This window comes from Robinsoniella sp. RHS (assembly GCF_001029355.1).
GTDB classification, from domain to species: Bacteria; Bacillota; Clostridia; order Lachnospirales; family Lachnospiraceae; genus Robinsoniella; species Robinsoniella peoriensis.
The window spans coordinates 1-15362 of record NZ_JNGB01000040.1 but is presented as its reverse complement, the minus strand read 5'-3'; the positions used below and the strand labels follow the sequence as shown (position 1 = coordinate 15362).

Genomic DNA, 15362 nt, shown 5'->3' with positions numbered 1-15362 from the left:
TTTTTATGCAAAACGCTCCGCGTTTTTAACCTTTGACTGCTCCTACCATCATTCCTGTCTCAAAATACTTCTGCAGGAATGGATAAATAATTAATACGGGCAACACAACAACTACTACCGCAGCCATTCTCATAACTTCCTGCGGAACGGCATTCTGAACGGTTGACTGCACATCCAGGACATCTGAAATATTGGATGATAGTACTACTTTCTGCACATATACCTGTAAAGAAGCCTTCGCTGTAGATGTCATGTACATAATGGAGTTAAAGTATGTATTCCAATAACTTACAAAGGAAAACAGTGTCATGGTTGCAAGCATTGCTTTGGACAAAGGAACTACAATGGTTCCAAAGATACGAAGCTGTCCGCATCCGTCAATCTTTGCTGCCTCCTCCAGTTCAATGGGTAATGACTGGAAGAAAGATCTCATTACCATGATGCTCCATGCCCCGCATGCTGCCGGCAGGATACATGCAAAATAGTTATCTATTAATCCTAATGAATTGATATTCATAAAGTTTGGAACCATACCAGCCGTAAACAGCATAGTAATCATAACGTATTTATTGATGAAACTTCTTCCCGGTATGGGCTTTGACAACATATATGCCAGTCCGGCATTTAAAAAGACGCTGAGCGGTACTCCAACTGCTGTAATAAATATTGTTGATTTCAGGGAATTCAGGAATCCTGTTCCCGATAAGATCAGTTTATATGCCGCCAGAGACCATTTTTTCGGCCATAACATGAATTCGCCTGCTACATACGCTGTGGAATCTGTAAAGGATAATACTACAACATACAGGAATGGCAGAATCATGGTACCTGCTATAATAATAAGAATTAACCACAAAATGCTCTGATAAATATTTTCTTTGGCTTTCATACCCATTTTATTCGCTCTCCTTTCCATCCTCATCTTTACATAACCCCGTCATAACCTTTGCGGTTCGTAATCCAGTTTGTGAAGATAACAAGTGCCGTATTAATTACAGATTTAAACAATCCGATTGCGGTTGTGTAAGAGTACTGTGTACTTCCGCTGGCAATACTGTTGTTATATATGTAGACCTCAAATACTTCCAGTTTCGATTTAACCATCGCGTTATTCATCAGGAATACCTGTTCAAAATCTACGGAGATAATCGTTCCCATTCTCAGGATTAACATAACAGCTACGGTAGGCATAATACTTGGAAGTGTGATTTTCATCATACATTGGAACTTGTTAGCCCCATCCATTTTTGCTGCCTCATACAGTGACTGGTCAATTCCGGAAATCGCTGCCAGATATACGATGGATCCCCAGCCGATGCTTTTCCAGAGTGACTGGATTACAATAACCAGATAAATCCATTTGGTACTGAATAAATAAGCCGTAGATTCATATCCCAGCAGGTTCGCAATCTTGTTTACAAGGCCCTGTTCTGTAGACAGAAGGAAAAATGTCAGACTGGCTACGATCGCCCAGGATAGAAAATGCGGAAGGTATACCGAAGTCTGTACGAGCTTTTTAAACTTCGCATTCCGTACCTCATTCATGATCAAAGCCAGGAAGATTGGCGCCGGAAAAGTCAAAAGGCTTAATCCACTGATGATCAAAGTGTTTTTTAACATGTTATAAAATTTGGGGTCCTGAAACAGTGCTTCAAAATGTTTAATCCCCACCCATTTGCTATGGAGTAAACCTAAATGTGGATTGTAATCCTGAAATGCCATCAACAGACCTCTCATCGGCATATAGCAGAACAGGAATAAAACAATTAATCCCGGTAATCCTAGTGCATAGATCCATCGATATTCATAGATGTGCTTTCTTAATGTCTTTTTGGAAGTGCTTACATTTTTTTGACTAGAAGCCCTCATACAATATCCCTCCCGATTATCTTTTTCAAGACGGTGTGTTTTCCGTCTGTTCTTCGTCGTTAAGGAAAGTATAAGGGATTTTTAGAATTTTTTATATAGTAGAGATTCAATATTTTTGTACAAATTTCATCTTTTTTTATATTTTTTTCATATTTTTAATATTTTTGACATCCATATTATGGAAGCGCTTACTTTTTTCTCTATGTTTCCCCCAATATTTTTTCTTTGCAGCCGGTATAACAATTGCCGCAGCCAGAATCGCCACAAAGGCAACGGATATATTACTGACCATCATTACGATACCTACGCTTTCACTTCCCAGATTCGTAAAATTTTGCAGAAACCATAGAACCGGTACCCGGAACACAAAGACACGGCTCATACTGATTAACAATGATATTTTTGTTTTCCCCAAACCATAAAGCAGCGCCATGACAGCCGAATTAATCCCAAGAGGTACGAACCCCATAGCTTCAAACCGGAATATTTTCATAATCAGTCTTTGAAATTCCGGGTCATTTTCCGAAAACATGCCGCTTATCTGTTGTAAGAATCCCATTGCAATGGCATATGCAGCAGCCCCTGCAATTAAATTATAAACCAAGACACTCCAAAACGCCTGTAATGCCCGGTCAAATTTGCCTGCCCCAATATTCTGACTGATTACGGAAGCGGCTCCTTCCTGTAAACCGTTTTGCGGTGCAGCGGCAAAGCCTCCCAGATTATTGGAAACCCCCAATGCCCCCACGGTAAGAACACCATACAGTGTACTCATGGAATTTACCATCAGTTTCCCCATAGAGAATAAAGCCCTTTCTACAACCAGAGGAACAGACTGTATAATCATAGGTCCTGACAATCTTTTTTTGAAAGACACAAACCGTATTGAAAATCCAAACGCATTCTTTTCACGATTCATCTTGATCAGCCCGATCACCATTAAAGTTGACTGAGAAATAATCGTAGCCAGAGACATTGTAACGATACTGCCTTTTAGAACATAAACAAACAATGCGGTCAAAGATGTCTTGGTAAGGATTACAATAATATTCATTTTCATAATCAGCTTTGTTTCGCCCCTGGCACGTTCTATGGCAATAAACACATTGTTGAAGAAAATAATAACCATCGCCAGCAGCTGCAGCTGAAAATAGGTATTGCCCTCTGCAATCAGCTCCGGCGGCGTTTTCGCAAAAGCCAGAATCTGCCGGGTAAACGGAATGAGCAGGAGTATAATTGCAGATAAAACACCGCACATGGCATACAGGGTACTGACCCGTTTTTTTACCAGGTCATATTTTCCCTCACCATAAGCTTCACTTACCTTCAGGCTGGCACCTACCGCCAGACCTCCGCCCACCGCCGAAATGATAGAATTAATCTGAGCCAGATAGGCCACTGCTGATACCGTATTGGAGCTGATATGGGAAGCCATCATGGTATCCAGCACTCCGAATACCTGACCCAGACACTGATATACACATAGCGGCAATGCGACCTGCCATACTACCTTCCACATATTCCCATTCAGCGTAAAATCCCGAAACTTCTGATCTTTTGCCGACAGCCCCGCGTTATTCTCTTCCATGATGTCTGCTCCTTTAGAACATGTCAAAAAATACCCGTACCAGCGAAATACTTAAGATCCGCTGCGTCACAAATGCGTACCTCTTTTTGGACAGCAAAGGCTGGCGCCATAAATTTTTTTCATGCTCTTGTCTTATTAACTGTTTTTTGTACTGTATTTTACCGCAAAATCTTATTGATATCTACTGTTTTTTCATGAAGATCAGCTTGAATTACAGATATTTTGTGTTATTCTAATAGGGAGCATTAAAAATAAACAAATCATATATATTTAGGAAAGGCAATATTGAAATGAATCCAGACAATAAAGAACTCACAAATGATCCTCCGCTGTTTTTTATAAACCAGTTGAGGCGAAACAGCAGTTTCCGTATGCCCGAATCCCATTCTCACGACTGCTATGAACTTTATTACCTTCTGTCCGGCACACAGAAATTTTTTATTCAGCACACGGTCCATGCCATGTGCCCCCATGACTTTGCCCTGATCTCTCCCGGACTCCTGCACCGCACTACATACTCCCAGGTATCTGCACACGAGAGAATTGTGATCATGTTTGATCCCTGCTACATTTCCACACTTACGGATGCCTTCCCGGACCTGATAAAAGACAACTTTCTGGGAACACCCTGTTTGCATATATCCGAACTTTGTCATGAAGAAATTATGCAGACAATCAATCATCTTTTTCAGGAATTTGAACAAAAAGATGAATTTTCCACAATGTTAACTTCACAATCCCTGTGCCGGCTGCTTGTGCAGCTTACAAGGCTCAAGCAGGAAGAGCATACGCCTGCCCCTTTGACACCTCAGGATGAAGCCATAGGCAAAGCCGCCTTCTTCATCAGCCAGTCATACTGGCAGTCCATCACTTTGGAAGATGCCGCCAGAGAAGCCAATTTAAACCCTACCTACTTTTCCCGTAAGTTTAAAGCCGTTACCGGTTTTGGCTTTAAAGAATACCTGACACAGATCCGCATACAAAAAGCTTCTTATGAGCTCCTCCACACAAATGATACTATTACCGAAATTGCAACACGCTGTGGTTTTGAAAACAGTAATTATTTTGGGGATTTGTTTTATAAAGTGAACGGCGCTTCACCAAGGGCTTATCGGAAAGCCAGAAAGTTGAAATAATTCCACTTTACAGGTGTTTGTCAAATATCTGAACAGATGGTATTGCAATATTATATTTTGCTTTCCAGACTTTCAAGCGCCAGAATATATTCAACACAATTCCTACTAAAAAGCTTTTTTTCATCTGATTTAGAAGGCTTGTGTCTAAATTCTATCCACATTTCTTCAAGTCTTGACTTTCTTAAAACAATCCGCTAGTATAAAATATAGAAACAGCTGCCTTTGCGGCAGCATCAAACTTATGATAAGAAATGAGGCCCTGCTATGTATCGGGTATTAATTGTTGATGATGAACCTTTTGTGATTGAAGGAATGAAAACGGCCATTGACTGGACCGGTTTTAATTTTGAAATATGCTGCAGCACAACAAACCCTCTCCACGCTTTGGAATATCTGGAGAACAATCCGGTAGATCTGCTGATCACGGATATATCCATGCCCCAGATGGATGGACTGGAATTGATTCAAAGAGTGCGTAAAATAAACTCGCTGATCTCTATTTTAGTACTCTCTGCCTATGATAACTTTGAGTATGTCCGGACTGCTATGCGCCACGGTGCTGAAAATTATCTGTTGAAGCCGCTGAATCCAGATGAACTGGGAGAATCGATCAGCCGGATTGTCAGCCATCTGAAAGAACGCTCCACCCTTTCCAATACTTACGGTTCCATGATGCTGACTTTTCGAAGTATCTTTACGGAAAGCTGGGTGAAAGGGTCTCTCAGCGAAGACGAATTTATTACTCGCGCCCAGATGCTTGGCGTAAATCTGTATCTGAATAATTATACGGTGATGATTTTCACTGCGGATACCGGCATTTCTCAGACAACAGAGAAAATGTCCCATTTATTTGACTATCTGCTATCCCTTTTTGTGGGTACTTATATCAGTCACTTTTATTTTGAGACACCGTCCCGCCTGGTCTGTATTATCAGCAGTCCCACCACGGAGCTTCCCCTTGACAGTCTGTTGTCTGAACTGGAGAATGCCAGGGTAATCCTGAATTTCCCGTTTTTTGTTTCTACCGGGAATACCGTTAACAATTACGAGGATGTCAGTATCAGCTACCGGAATGCAAAAAAATATCTGTTTCTCCAGTACACTAAAATGAGCAGCTTTATCTATCAGGATATGGATCTGCCAATTACTTCTCTAAACGTCATTGAGCAGGACTACACCGATATTACAGAACAGGAATATCTTTCCCAGGTAACCGGTCTGTTGGATAAGGCACTTGATCCTTCCAAACATATTCCCTGTATTCTGTCTGTTTTAAGCTGGTGTACCTCACAGACAAGTACTGATCTGCAGCCACATGCTTCTATGATTGAATTATTAAAGTGCCTTAAGCCGGAAATACAAAATAATGCTGACATGATTTCTTATCTTCACACATTTATCCATACGGGATATGAAGTGCTATCCCAGAAGCAGCTGCTGCAGACTGCATCCTATCCCTGCGTAGACGCAGTCATTAATGCCGTACACGAATTCTCCGACAAGGATATTTCACTGAAAACCCTGGCAGCTAAGCTGAATATGCACCCATCCTATCTCGGAAATATCTTTCATCAGCAGACCGGATTTTATTTTAACGACTACCTGAATGATGAACGTCTGAAGTATGCAGCAGGGCTTTTGGAAAATTCAGATATGAAACTAAAAGACATCGTGGATAAGGCAGGGTTCTCCAGCCAGACTTACTTTAACCGCCTTTTTAAACGAAGATACGGTGCACCGCCAAATGCCTACCGGCGGGAATTGCGGGCGAAAAAGCTTTAATTGCATAAGAAGTATATATTTTTATAAAAAAGAACGCACCGGAGTAAATTTGAATTTATCAAACATCCTTCGGTGCAGTCTTTTATTTTAAAATGTTCGTTTTATAATGTTCGTTTTATAATGTTCCTTTTACATCGCTCCAGTTTTTCTCCGCATAAGCAATCAACTGATTCGCCTGATCCAGAGGCATATCATTGAAGAAGAGGTATAAACCTTTGGAACCATATTTCTTAACAATTCTTTCGGTATTGCGGATCCAGTCATCAAATTCTCCGGAATATACCTTTACCCATAGAGCTTTATTGGCCGCCCTTGCTTTATCGTAAATCACATCCCACTCTTCCAGTGTTCCGTCCGGTCCATGGTCTCCGCTGGTCCATTGCAGTGCATTGATACCGTCCACTTCCATCAATGCATCCATATGCTTAATAGCATCCGGTCCATCCAGATGATACAGGACGTTATCCACTCCCTTAACTGCCTGTTTCAGTGAATCCAATACAAAGGTACGGAAATATTCCGGAGAGAGCAAAGCAGAATAATCACACTGCAGCTTCTGGGTTTTTCCGCTTCCGAATATCTGGAATACCGTGTATGCACTGCCTCCTTCATACTGGGCATATTTATAAAAGGCATCATAGTACTTCTGGTAGACATCGGTTACCTGCTGCACACGTCTGACTACCTCTTCATCATCGTCAATCATATCGTAGATCAGTTCCTGGGCTCCACGCAGAGATGCCAGAACATCTACATTTTCCATAAGATCCGGAATTGCAATTGGAAAATCATTTCCGATTAATTTCTTACATTCATCAAAAAGTGCAATATGTTTCTTAAACCATATATTATCCGGGTCAAAGACTAAAGGTTTACATTCTTCCCAGTCCTCTACACATGGCTCAAACCATACCGTTTTATCCTGAAATACAATTTCGCTTCCCAGATATCCTGCGATGGAACCGGGACCAAAATCAGCATTCAGATTCGGGAAACTCTCTCCCAGAAATTCATGCGTCTCGCAATAATGACGGAAGCGGTTTACAATTCCCTGGGCATTCATATATTTATCTTCCATATCCTTTGATTTTAACGCTGCGGGAAGTGAATACGGATAATATTCCGGTTTTATACCTGTTACACGCATAATCGGCCTGCCTGTATTCTGGCATTTCCAGTAATCATCAAATCTTTGTTTTGTGGCTTCCCAATCCTTTTTATACTGCATACCTGCTCCTCCTTCAAACCCCGGTTTCCATCCGTTCTGTCAAACTCCGGGGTTTCCTTATCTCCGCTATTTATAATCAAATCATAACATCGGAGGAGCCCAATTACTTGCCCAATATCCAGTATTTTTTGCACTATATTTGGATTTTCCGGTAAGTGCCCGGAGAGACTCCCTGCACCTTTTTAAATATCCTGTTAAAATAAGACACGCTGTTAAATCCAGTCTTCATTGCAATTTCCGTTATATTCATCTCTGTGGTTGTCAGCAGCATACATGCCTGGTTAATCCTGAGCTGGTCAATATATTCAAATATCCTCATATGAAGAATATTTTTAAAACAGGAACAGAGGTAACTTTTGTTCATCATTGCCACTTTTGCCATTTCATCCAGCTCCAGCTGTTCCATATAGTGTTCATGGATATAATCCAAAACGGGCTGCAGCCGGATAAACGGCTTGTGCCTCCTCCCAAAATCCTCTTCCAGGCAGCTGTCTATATAGAATCGGTAGAGTCTGGCAAGAAACAGCTGGGTCCAGGATTTTACAAATAGCTCCCATCCCGTATGTTTACCGGCATATTCATCACATATATGTTCCAGGTCCTCCTGAAGTCCGATATATCCCTCCTGGCTTGGTCTGATCCGGTTGGTAAAGTTAGGGCTTCGGTTGAAAAAAGGTTCCAGAAACTGATATCCCTGATTTTTGTCCCAGAAAAAAGCCGGATCAAACACAATCACCTTAAGCTGCAGACTCCCGTCATGAACTGCCATATGGCGTTCCAGGTTATTAATGATAAAAATATCGCCTTCACATATTTCATATTCTTTTTCTTCAATCAGATAGAAACCCGTTCCTGAAATAACGTAATTAATTTCCAGAAAATCATGGGAATGAAAATACATCTGCCTTGAATTGGAAATGAATATCCGATAAGGAAACTCCGGTTTGAAGACCATCTTATCTTTGATACTGTCCATGTTAAACTTCTCCCTTATTCTATCATCCTATACTTTGAAATATCCATAATGAATTCAACATGAGCCTTAATTCCGTTCCAGTTAATTATTTTCCCTTTCATTAATAACTCTGTTCCTGAATATGGTACCTTAAACCTGCGCTCGCAGAACGATTCCCTTTTCATACTGGAGATCTTGCAAAATGGGCATGGATCGTTCAAATGCATCAATTCCTTGTAGCATTTTTTTCCAATATAAGTATTCCCCTGTGTATTTGCCATCTGGCGTGCTAATTTATTCATATATAACAGTTCATAATTTTCTACATTGCAGATATAAATTGCATTCGTTCCTTCATCCAGCAGCCATTCCATATTCCGCAGCAATAAAGAAGATGGCGTTGACATTAATTCTCCAAAAAAACGGTATTGATTCTTGCCATTGTTTTTGGCAAACAGCAGCGCTTTATCTGCCTTTGTATATAACTCCATATACTGAAATCCATCTTTGGGAACCCGGCTGATACCCATCGAACAGGACATGTAAATTTTACTGTCCTGGTAATCATACTCCGCACATGAAATGCGGAAAAATTTTTGAATGAGCATGGTCAGTTCCTCTTCCATAGAGATTCCGGTAACAAAAACTGCAAACTCGTCACCACCCATACGCGCAACAAAACTTCCTTCACCAAAGGTTTCTTTGAGAAGTTTCGTAATCCTGCAAAGAATCTCATCTCCCTTCGTATGCCCCAGGAAATCATTAATCTGCTTGAAATTATCAATATCCAGCATTAAAAATGCTGACATATCCGTTTCGTGCCCGCTCAGATATTTTTCAATCTTCTGCTCAAAACTGATCCGGTTCAGCGCTCCCGTAAGGCTATCCCGCTCCGCCAGCTCACTTAGATGTCTTTGGGTATTTCTCTCCTCGCTGATATCCATAAAGATAGCGTAATAGATTGGAAATCCTCCTTCTTCCCGAATCCTCAGGGCAGACAGATGGATCCAGACAACTCCTCCGTCCTTATGCCTGATCCGATAAGTTGCATCAATTTTTCTATTTTCTGATACAGCCGCTATTATTTCATTATTTAATTCCTTGCGGTCTTCTTCCAAAACGATCTCAATTGCATCAGATTCCACTATCTCCCAGTATTCTTCTCGTGAGTGACCGCTTAACGCACAAACTCCATCATTAAAATACAATATCTTCAACGGATCTGCCAGTTTATAAATTGCGATTCCTCCGGGAATATGATTGATTAAATAATTCAAATCAAACTCATAGATCCCTTTCTCTTCTTCCTGCATATAATTCTCCTTATACGAAACTTTTAGGCTGCAATTCTATTAATTGCTATTCTATCACACTAGTTAAACTTTCACCATCAAATCCGTATCGTAACTTTATCATTTTCCAACATAGACAGAATTCAAATGGAAAACCGACGCATCACTTATTTTTTAATTGGTAACTTCTTTACACTGCTGAATTTACCATAGATTTTTTTTCCTGCGGAGTCGAACTTATAGGCACGTACCTTCACATAGTAGGTCTTTCTTTTCTTAAGCCTTGTAACTGCCTTTTTTATCTTCGTTGTATATACCTTCTTTTTTCCTTTGGTAAATGAGGAATTCGATCCGTATAAGATCTGGTATCCCGCTGCTCCTTTGATTCCTTTGAAGGCAATATCCATACGCCCTTTCTTTTTATTGTAAAGTTTTAATGAGTTTACACGCCCCACAGTGACTTTGCTCCAATGCGCATAGAGCATCTGGTCCTGATTCAAATTAACTCTGGTTTGGGATGTAATCTTCTTTCCACGGCTTTTCGCCGTATACCACCCTGTGAATCTGTATCCGGATCTTGCAGGTGCCGGAAGGGAGCCATAGGAATCCCCGTTCTTTACACCTCTTCCGGAAAACTTCTTTTTTCCACCGTTGCTGTTAAACTGTACCTGATAAATAATTTCTTTCCATCTGGCATACAGATTCTGGTTTCCGGTCTGTCTGAAATTAGATTTACCGGTAATCTGAGTTCCTCCGGATCTGGAATTAAACCATCCGGCAAACTGATATCCCTGTCTGACCGGCACCGGCAGACTTCCGTAAGCACTTCCGTAAGCTATCGTTTTTTCCTTTACAAACAGACTGCCACCCTCCGGCTGAAACAAAATTTTATAGCTGCAGGGCCGCCAGGCGGCATATAATGTATGATTAGCAGCTGTGCCCACAATTGTCTCTTCTGCTACTCTGCTTCCTCCGCTTTTCATTGTATACCACCCTGCAAATTCATATCCTGTTCTTTTTGCCACCGGCAGGATTTCATAGGCATATCCCAGCCGCACCATAATCTGGTTCTGGGATACCGTTCCGCCATTACCGTCAAACAATACAACCAGTGCGTTTATGTTATTTCCCTTTTTTACATGATCATTATTTTCCCCCCTGGTGGTCAGGATACGGTCAATATTCTGAACATTCTCTGTATAGTGAACCGTCAATCCATTTCCATCCAGCCCTGTTTTCTCAAAACACTTTGCATAATATTCCGGATTAGCCTTAATGATTATTTCACCCTGCAGCCGGTAGCAATATTGAAACGTATTTGAAATATTGGAAACCCCCTGCGGAATATCCGGCGCCTCTGTCAACTCCGTACAGCCTGAGAATAACGAAGAAATATTATCTGCACTCTGTGGAATATCTGTTGCCTTTTTTAGGCTGCTGCATCCCCGAAAAGTTCTCCATAAATCGGTGACTCCTGCCGGGATCACAGGCGCCTCCTCCAGACTTGTACAACCCTCAAATGCACTTCGCATAACCAAAACCTCTGCCGGTATCTCCGGGGCCTGCTCCAGGTTTTTGCATCCCATGAAGGTAAATGCCAGTGTATACAGCTTCTTTGGCAGAACAGGGGCTTTTTGCAGACTCGTACAGTCTTGAAAAGCTCCATACAAGGACGTAACCTGATCATTAAATTCGGGGACTTCAACAAGATTTATGCATCCGGCAAAGGCTCTTGATACTATTCTTATGCTGTCCGGTAAATCTCCCGCTTTAACCATGCTGATACAATTTTCAAAGGTATTATACAGCCGTTGTACTCCCTGGGGAATTACCGGCATTTCTGTAAGGCTGCTGCACTCCTGAAATGTCCTGTCCATATCTTGCAGGCTCTTTGCAGATAACTCCGCTTTCTGCAAACTTCTGCATGAATAAAAAGTACGTGTAACCGACTCCAGGGAATCACTTTCTATAGAAATCTGCTGTAATTCACCACAAAACCGAAAAGCTTCATTTGCCGTCCTTAAGCTGTGGCTGTAGATATCCGGAACCGCTTTTAACTGATAGCACTCTGCAAAAGTACCATCCATATTTGTTACATTGGGGGGAATTTCGGGACCATATTCCAAATTAATGCAATTAAGAAACATATAACTGATGTCCCGTGCCGATTCCGGAAGCTTTGGTGCTGACATTAAATTTTGGCAGCCCTGGAATGCACTGTTCAAATTCAGGACACCTTCCGGTATCTCTGGTGCCTCTGACAGCCGGGTGCATCCCTTAAAAGTATTCTGCATTTCTTCAATACCTGGTGGTAATCTGTCTGCATAGATGAAATTCTTACAATTTTTAAACGCCTCGTTCATCGTACGTACCCCATTTGGAAGCCCTGTAACTGATTCCAGATTCCCACATTCAAAAAAAGCTTTGTACATACTGTTATTGCGGAAACGAACCCCATCCTGAAAGGATACGGTTCTTATATGATTATTTTGGAAAAACGGTCCTGTACTCAGATATTCATAACTGCTGGTCCCTACGACGGTATCCATAATTTCCACCCCATAAACGTTTCCGTCTTTTACAACAGTACCAGGCACTTCCACATCAGTGTCAGCTCCCTTATATTCTGTAAGAGTTACCGTAAATGTGCTTTCATCCCACTCGCAAAGCCAGGATGACATATCCGTATCCTGGGAAATCACGTCCTCTTCCACTGCAAAAATACGTTCTGTTTCATCTCCTTCTTCCCTCTGTACAGCTTGCTCATTATCCAGCACCGCTTCTGCCTCTGCCGGAAAATAAAAAGCCATAGTTAGTAATACTGCCAGCATTATTGCTCTTATTGCTGTTTTGCATCTCTTTCTCATTTGTTTCTCCCTCCTGCCGGTTCTTTCCTCAATTAGAGTAAATCCCCTTCCTTTATCATACATTATAAGACATTATTATCGTTTTTGCCAGAGCGTTGAAAATGCTTCCTGCAAGATATATCTTCCAAAAGCAGCAAAAGGGAATAAGGCATAAAGTACCGCAAATGATTTACTCAAAGATCTCAAACACTGGATCAGCAGAAAAATGAAAAGATAAAAAAAGGATAAACCCACTATACGGGTCTATCCTTTTTATTTTCGAGAATGCCGGCGACCGGAATCGAACCGGTACGGGAGATTAGTCCCGCAGGATTTTAAGTCCTGTGCGTCTGCCAGTTCCGCCACGCCGGCATAAAAATAGATTGCTCAGGCAATCTATTTTCAATGGATGGAGGTGGATTCGAACCACCGAAGCAATTTGCAGCAGATTTACAGTCTGTCCCCTTTGGCCACTCGGGAATCCATCCATATGCATTGATCTTTTACAAGATCAATGTTCTAATTTTGTTCTGACAAGATATATTTATATCACAACTAAGAACAAAATGCAAGGCTTTTTTTCGAATTATTCAAAATAATTCTAAATGCTGACACAATGAGCACCATCACGATCCTTTCAGACACTTTTGCAGGGTATCAAAAAGGACTTCCGTTTCTATGGGCTTGGATAAATGTCCATTCATTCCGCTGGCCATGGACTTTTTTGTGTCCTCACTGAATGCATTGGCAGTCATCGCAATAATCGGAATTGTTCTGGCATCTTCACGCCCGGAGGTACGGATCCCTTTTGTAGCTTCCAGTCCGTCCATAACCGGCATTCGAATATCCATCAGCACAGCGTCATAGTAATAAGGCGGATGATTTATATACATATCCAGCGCCTGCTGCCCATCTCCCACAGCTTCAATAATAAAGCCGTTCATTTCTAAAATGGTACTGGCAATTTCCTGATTTAACTCATTATCTTCAGCCAGCAGGATTCGTTTTCCATCAAAATCATAATCACATTTCACTTCTTCTTCATAAGGTACTTCAATTTCGTCTGAACCATATGCAAATGTCAGTGTAAAATAAAATACTGATCCTGCCCCCGGCTCACTCTGCACCTCCAGGTTCCCACCCATCATCTGTACCAGTCTGCTGGATATGGCAAGCCCCAGACCGGTTCCTCCGTATTTAGAAGAAGTTTTCTTTCCTTCCTGTTCGAATGCAGTGAAGATTCTGCCAAGAGCTTCTTTGTTAATCCCTATTCCATTGTCTTTCACAGAGAAATGCAGTACAACCTGGGCTGCCTCTTCCTTCAGAGGATCAATATTTACGATTACCTGTCCACCCACACCGGTAAATTTCAATGCATTTCCTACAATATTTACCATAACCTGGTTGAGACGTAATTCATCAGCGATAATTCTGCGGTTATTGATATAGCGATTCTCCATCCTGAAATCAATGTTTTTACGTTGGGCCTGCGGCATCATCAACGATTCCAGATCATCCATTTGTCTTTTCAGATCCATGCTCTCTTCGTTTATCTCAATTTTACCGCTTTCTATCCTGGACATATCCAGCACATCGTTCACAAGATTCAGCAGGTAGGTATTGGCTGATTCAATTTTATTCAGACAATCCATCGCCTTCTCTTTATCATTCAGAACTGTTTTTGCAATGGCAGTCATTCCCGTAATGGCATTCATAGGTGTCCTTATCTCATGGGACATCCTGGATAAAAAGTCTGTTTTCGCCTGACTCACAGCATCTGCCCTGGCTTTCATAATAAATGAAAATATGATCTTAGCCATTTCCTTCACCAGTTTGCGCTGCTCCTTCGTCCACACATAATCACCTTTCCGGATCTCAAAACTTAACGTTCCGGTTATTTTTCCATGATTCCAAATGGCGGAGATCAGGCATGATGGGATCTTGGAAACCCTCGGGTTCATCCGGTCGCACAGCCCCTCTTCATCAAATATCTGATCTATTTTGCTGACTTCTTCTCTGAATATATAAAAATCCCGATCCATTTCAAGATCCGACAGGTTTCCAGCCCACTGGTAAGTATAACGGTAACTTAAATATTCGTAATCCATCTCCATAATGGTAACCCTGTCAAAATGATAGGTTTTGCCGATTCTGGATAACAGAAGGAAAATGGCATCGTCCAGACTTTTCGCCTTCCCCAGAAGCTCCAGGGCAAAGGAGGTCAGGTCCTCTTCCCGGTATTTTACCGGTCTGCCAATTTCATTGATAAAATGAGCTTCTTTATAGAGTTCCGTAAGTACCGTCCCCAGTTCATTTGAGGTATCCAGGTAACAGCATGCACGGCCCCTTTCATACTCTTTTGCATATTTCAGAGTACTTTCCGCACACCGGTAAAGCCCGCTGTATTCGTCTACAACCTCGGTAACACACATCCCGATGGTAACCGAAACCCGCACCTTGCTTTGCCCTGAAACCACCAGATTCTGTACCATCGCAGCGATCTTAGGCCCCAGTATAGTTGCTCTTCCTTTTGTACAGCCTTTTAAAAAAAGCATGAATTCATCGCCGCCCAAACGGATCAGTATATCATCTTCCTTTGTTTCAGACTTAAGGATCACCGCCACTTCCTGCAAAATAGCGTCTGCAAATACGCTGCCTTCTTCATC

Annotated in this window: 10 protein-coding genes and 2 tRNA genes; 2 read left to right on the top strand and 10 right to left on the bottom strand. The window is 41.6% G+C overall.

What is annotated here, in order from left to right; all coding sequences use genetic code 11:
* Positions 1-25: 25 nt before the first annotated feature.
* The 3 genes from RHS_RS17335 to RHS_RS17325 all read right to left on the bottom strand — a co-directional run bounded on the left by RHS_RS17335 (position 26) and on the right by RHS_RS17325 (position 3457).
* Positions 26-895, bottom strand: coding sequence for a carbohydrate ABC transporter permease (locus tag RHS_RS17335; protein ID WP_027294946.1), 870 nt, complete (start codon positions 893-895; stop codon positions 26-28).
* A 29-nt stretch (positions 896-924) separates the two neighbouring features.
* Entirely contained in the window at positions 925-1869 is a 945-nt protein-coding gene (locus tag RHS_RS17330) for a sugar ABC transporter permease (RefSeq protein ID WP_027294947.1), read from the bottom strand.
* A 136-nt stretch (positions 1870-2005) separates the two neighbouring features.
* Positions 2006-3457 carry an MATE family efflux transporter gene (locus tag RHS_RS17325; protein WP_047833881.1) on the bottom strand — a complete coding sequence of 484 codons (1452 nt, stop codon included), beginning with the start codon at positions 3455-3457 and terminating at the stop codon, positions 2006-2008.
* 290 nt (positions 3458-3747) lie between these two features.
* On the opposite strand from RHS_RS17325, the gene RHS_RS17320 reads away from it, so the two are divergent.
* Both RHS_RS17320 and RHS_RS17315 read left to right on the top strand, forming a co-directional pair.
* Positions 3748-4593: a helix-turn-helix domain-containing protein gene (locus RHS_RS17320; protein ID WP_047833880.1), complete on the top strand. Its 846-nt coding sequence runs from the start codon at positions 3748-3750 to the stop codon at positions 4591-4593.
* Between the two features lie 264 nt (positions 4594-4857).
* Positions 4858-6375, top strand: coding sequence for a response regulator (locus RHS_RS17315; protein ID WP_027294949.1), 1518 nt, complete (start codon positions 4858-4860; stop codon positions 6373-6375).
* Between the two features lie 115 nt (positions 6376-6490).
* Here RHS_RS17315 and RHS_RS17310 read toward each other — a convergent pair whose 3' ends face one another.
* From RHS_RS17310 to RHS_RS17280, 7 genes are all read right to left on the bottom strand, one after another.
* The gene (locus RHS_RS17310; RefSeq protein ID WP_047833879.1) at positions 6491-7603 is read right to left on the bottom strand and encodes a trimethylamine corrinoid protein 2; all 1113 of its coding nucleotides are present in this window, start codon (positions 7601-7603) and stop codon (positions 6491-6493) included.
* Between the two features lie 133 nt (positions 7604-7736).
* Positions 7737-8579, bottom strand: coding sequence for an AraC family transcriptional regulator (locus RHS_RS17305; protein ID WP_027294951.1), 843 nt, complete (start codon positions 8577-8579; stop codon positions 7737-7739).
* A 14-nt stretch (positions 8580-8593) separates the two neighbouring features.
* Positions 8594-9871 carry a diguanylate cyclase domain-containing protein gene (locus RHS_RS17300; RefSeq protein WP_047833878.1) on the bottom strand — a complete coding sequence of 426 codons (1278 nt, stop codon included), beginning with the start codon at positions 9869-9871 and terminating at the stop codon, positions 8594-8596.
* A 146-nt stretch (positions 9872-10017) separates the two neighbouring features.
* On the bottom strand, positions 10018-12717 hold the full coding sequence (locus tag RHS_RS17295) for an InlB B-repeat-containing protein (protein WP_047833877.1): 2700 nt from the start codon (positions 12715-12717) through the stop codon (positions 10018-10020).
* Between the two features lie 265 nt (positions 12718-12982).
* Positions 12983-13068, bottom strand: a tRNA-Leu gene (locus tag RHS_RS17290).
* Positions 13069-13102: 34 nt separating this feature from the next.
* A tRNA-Tyr gene (locus RHS_RS17285) sits at positions 13103-13184 on the bottom strand.
* Positions 13185-13322: 138 nt separating this feature from the next.
* The coding region (locus RHS_RS17280; RefSeq protein ID WP_047833876.1) for an ATP-binding protein at positions 13323-15362 on the bottom strand (2040 nt) is incomplete at its 5' end.

Coding starts and splice junctions, on each gene's coding strand:
- RHS_RS17335 (WP_027294946.1), bottom strand. CDS start 895: ATGGGTATGAAAGCCAAAGAAAATATTTATCAGAGCATTTTGTGGTTA.
- RHS_RS17330 (WP_027294947.1), bottom strand. CDS start 1,869: ATGAGGGCTTCTAGTCAAAAAAATGTAAGCACTTCCAAAAAGACATTA.
- RHS_RS17325 (WP_047833881.1), bottom strand. CDS start 3,457: ATGGAAGAGAATAACGCGGGGCTGTCGGCAAAAGATCAGAAGTTTCGG.
- RHS_RS17320 (WP_047833880.1), top strand. CDS start 3,748: ATGAATCCAGACAATAAAGAACTCACAAATGATCCTCCGCTGTTTTTT.
- RHS_RS17315 (WP_027294949.1), top strand. CDS start 4,858: ATGTATCGGGTATTAATTGTTGATGATGAACCTTTTGTGATTGAAGGA.
- RHS_RS17310 (WP_047833879.1), bottom strand. CDS start 7,603: ATGCAGTATAAAAAGGATTGGGAAGCCACAAAACAAAGATTTGATGAT.
- RHS_RS17305 (WP_027294951.1), bottom strand. CDS start 8,579: ATGGACAGTATCAAAGATAAGATGGTCTTCAAACCGGAGTTTCCTTAT.
- RHS_RS17300 (WP_047833878.1), bottom strand. CDS start 9,871: ATGCAGGAAGAAGAGAAAGGGATCTATGAGTTTGATTTGAATTATTTA.
- RHS_RS17295 (WP_047833877.1), bottom strand. CDS start 12,717: ATGAGAAAGAGATGCAAAACAGCAATAAGAGCAATAATGCTGGCAGTA.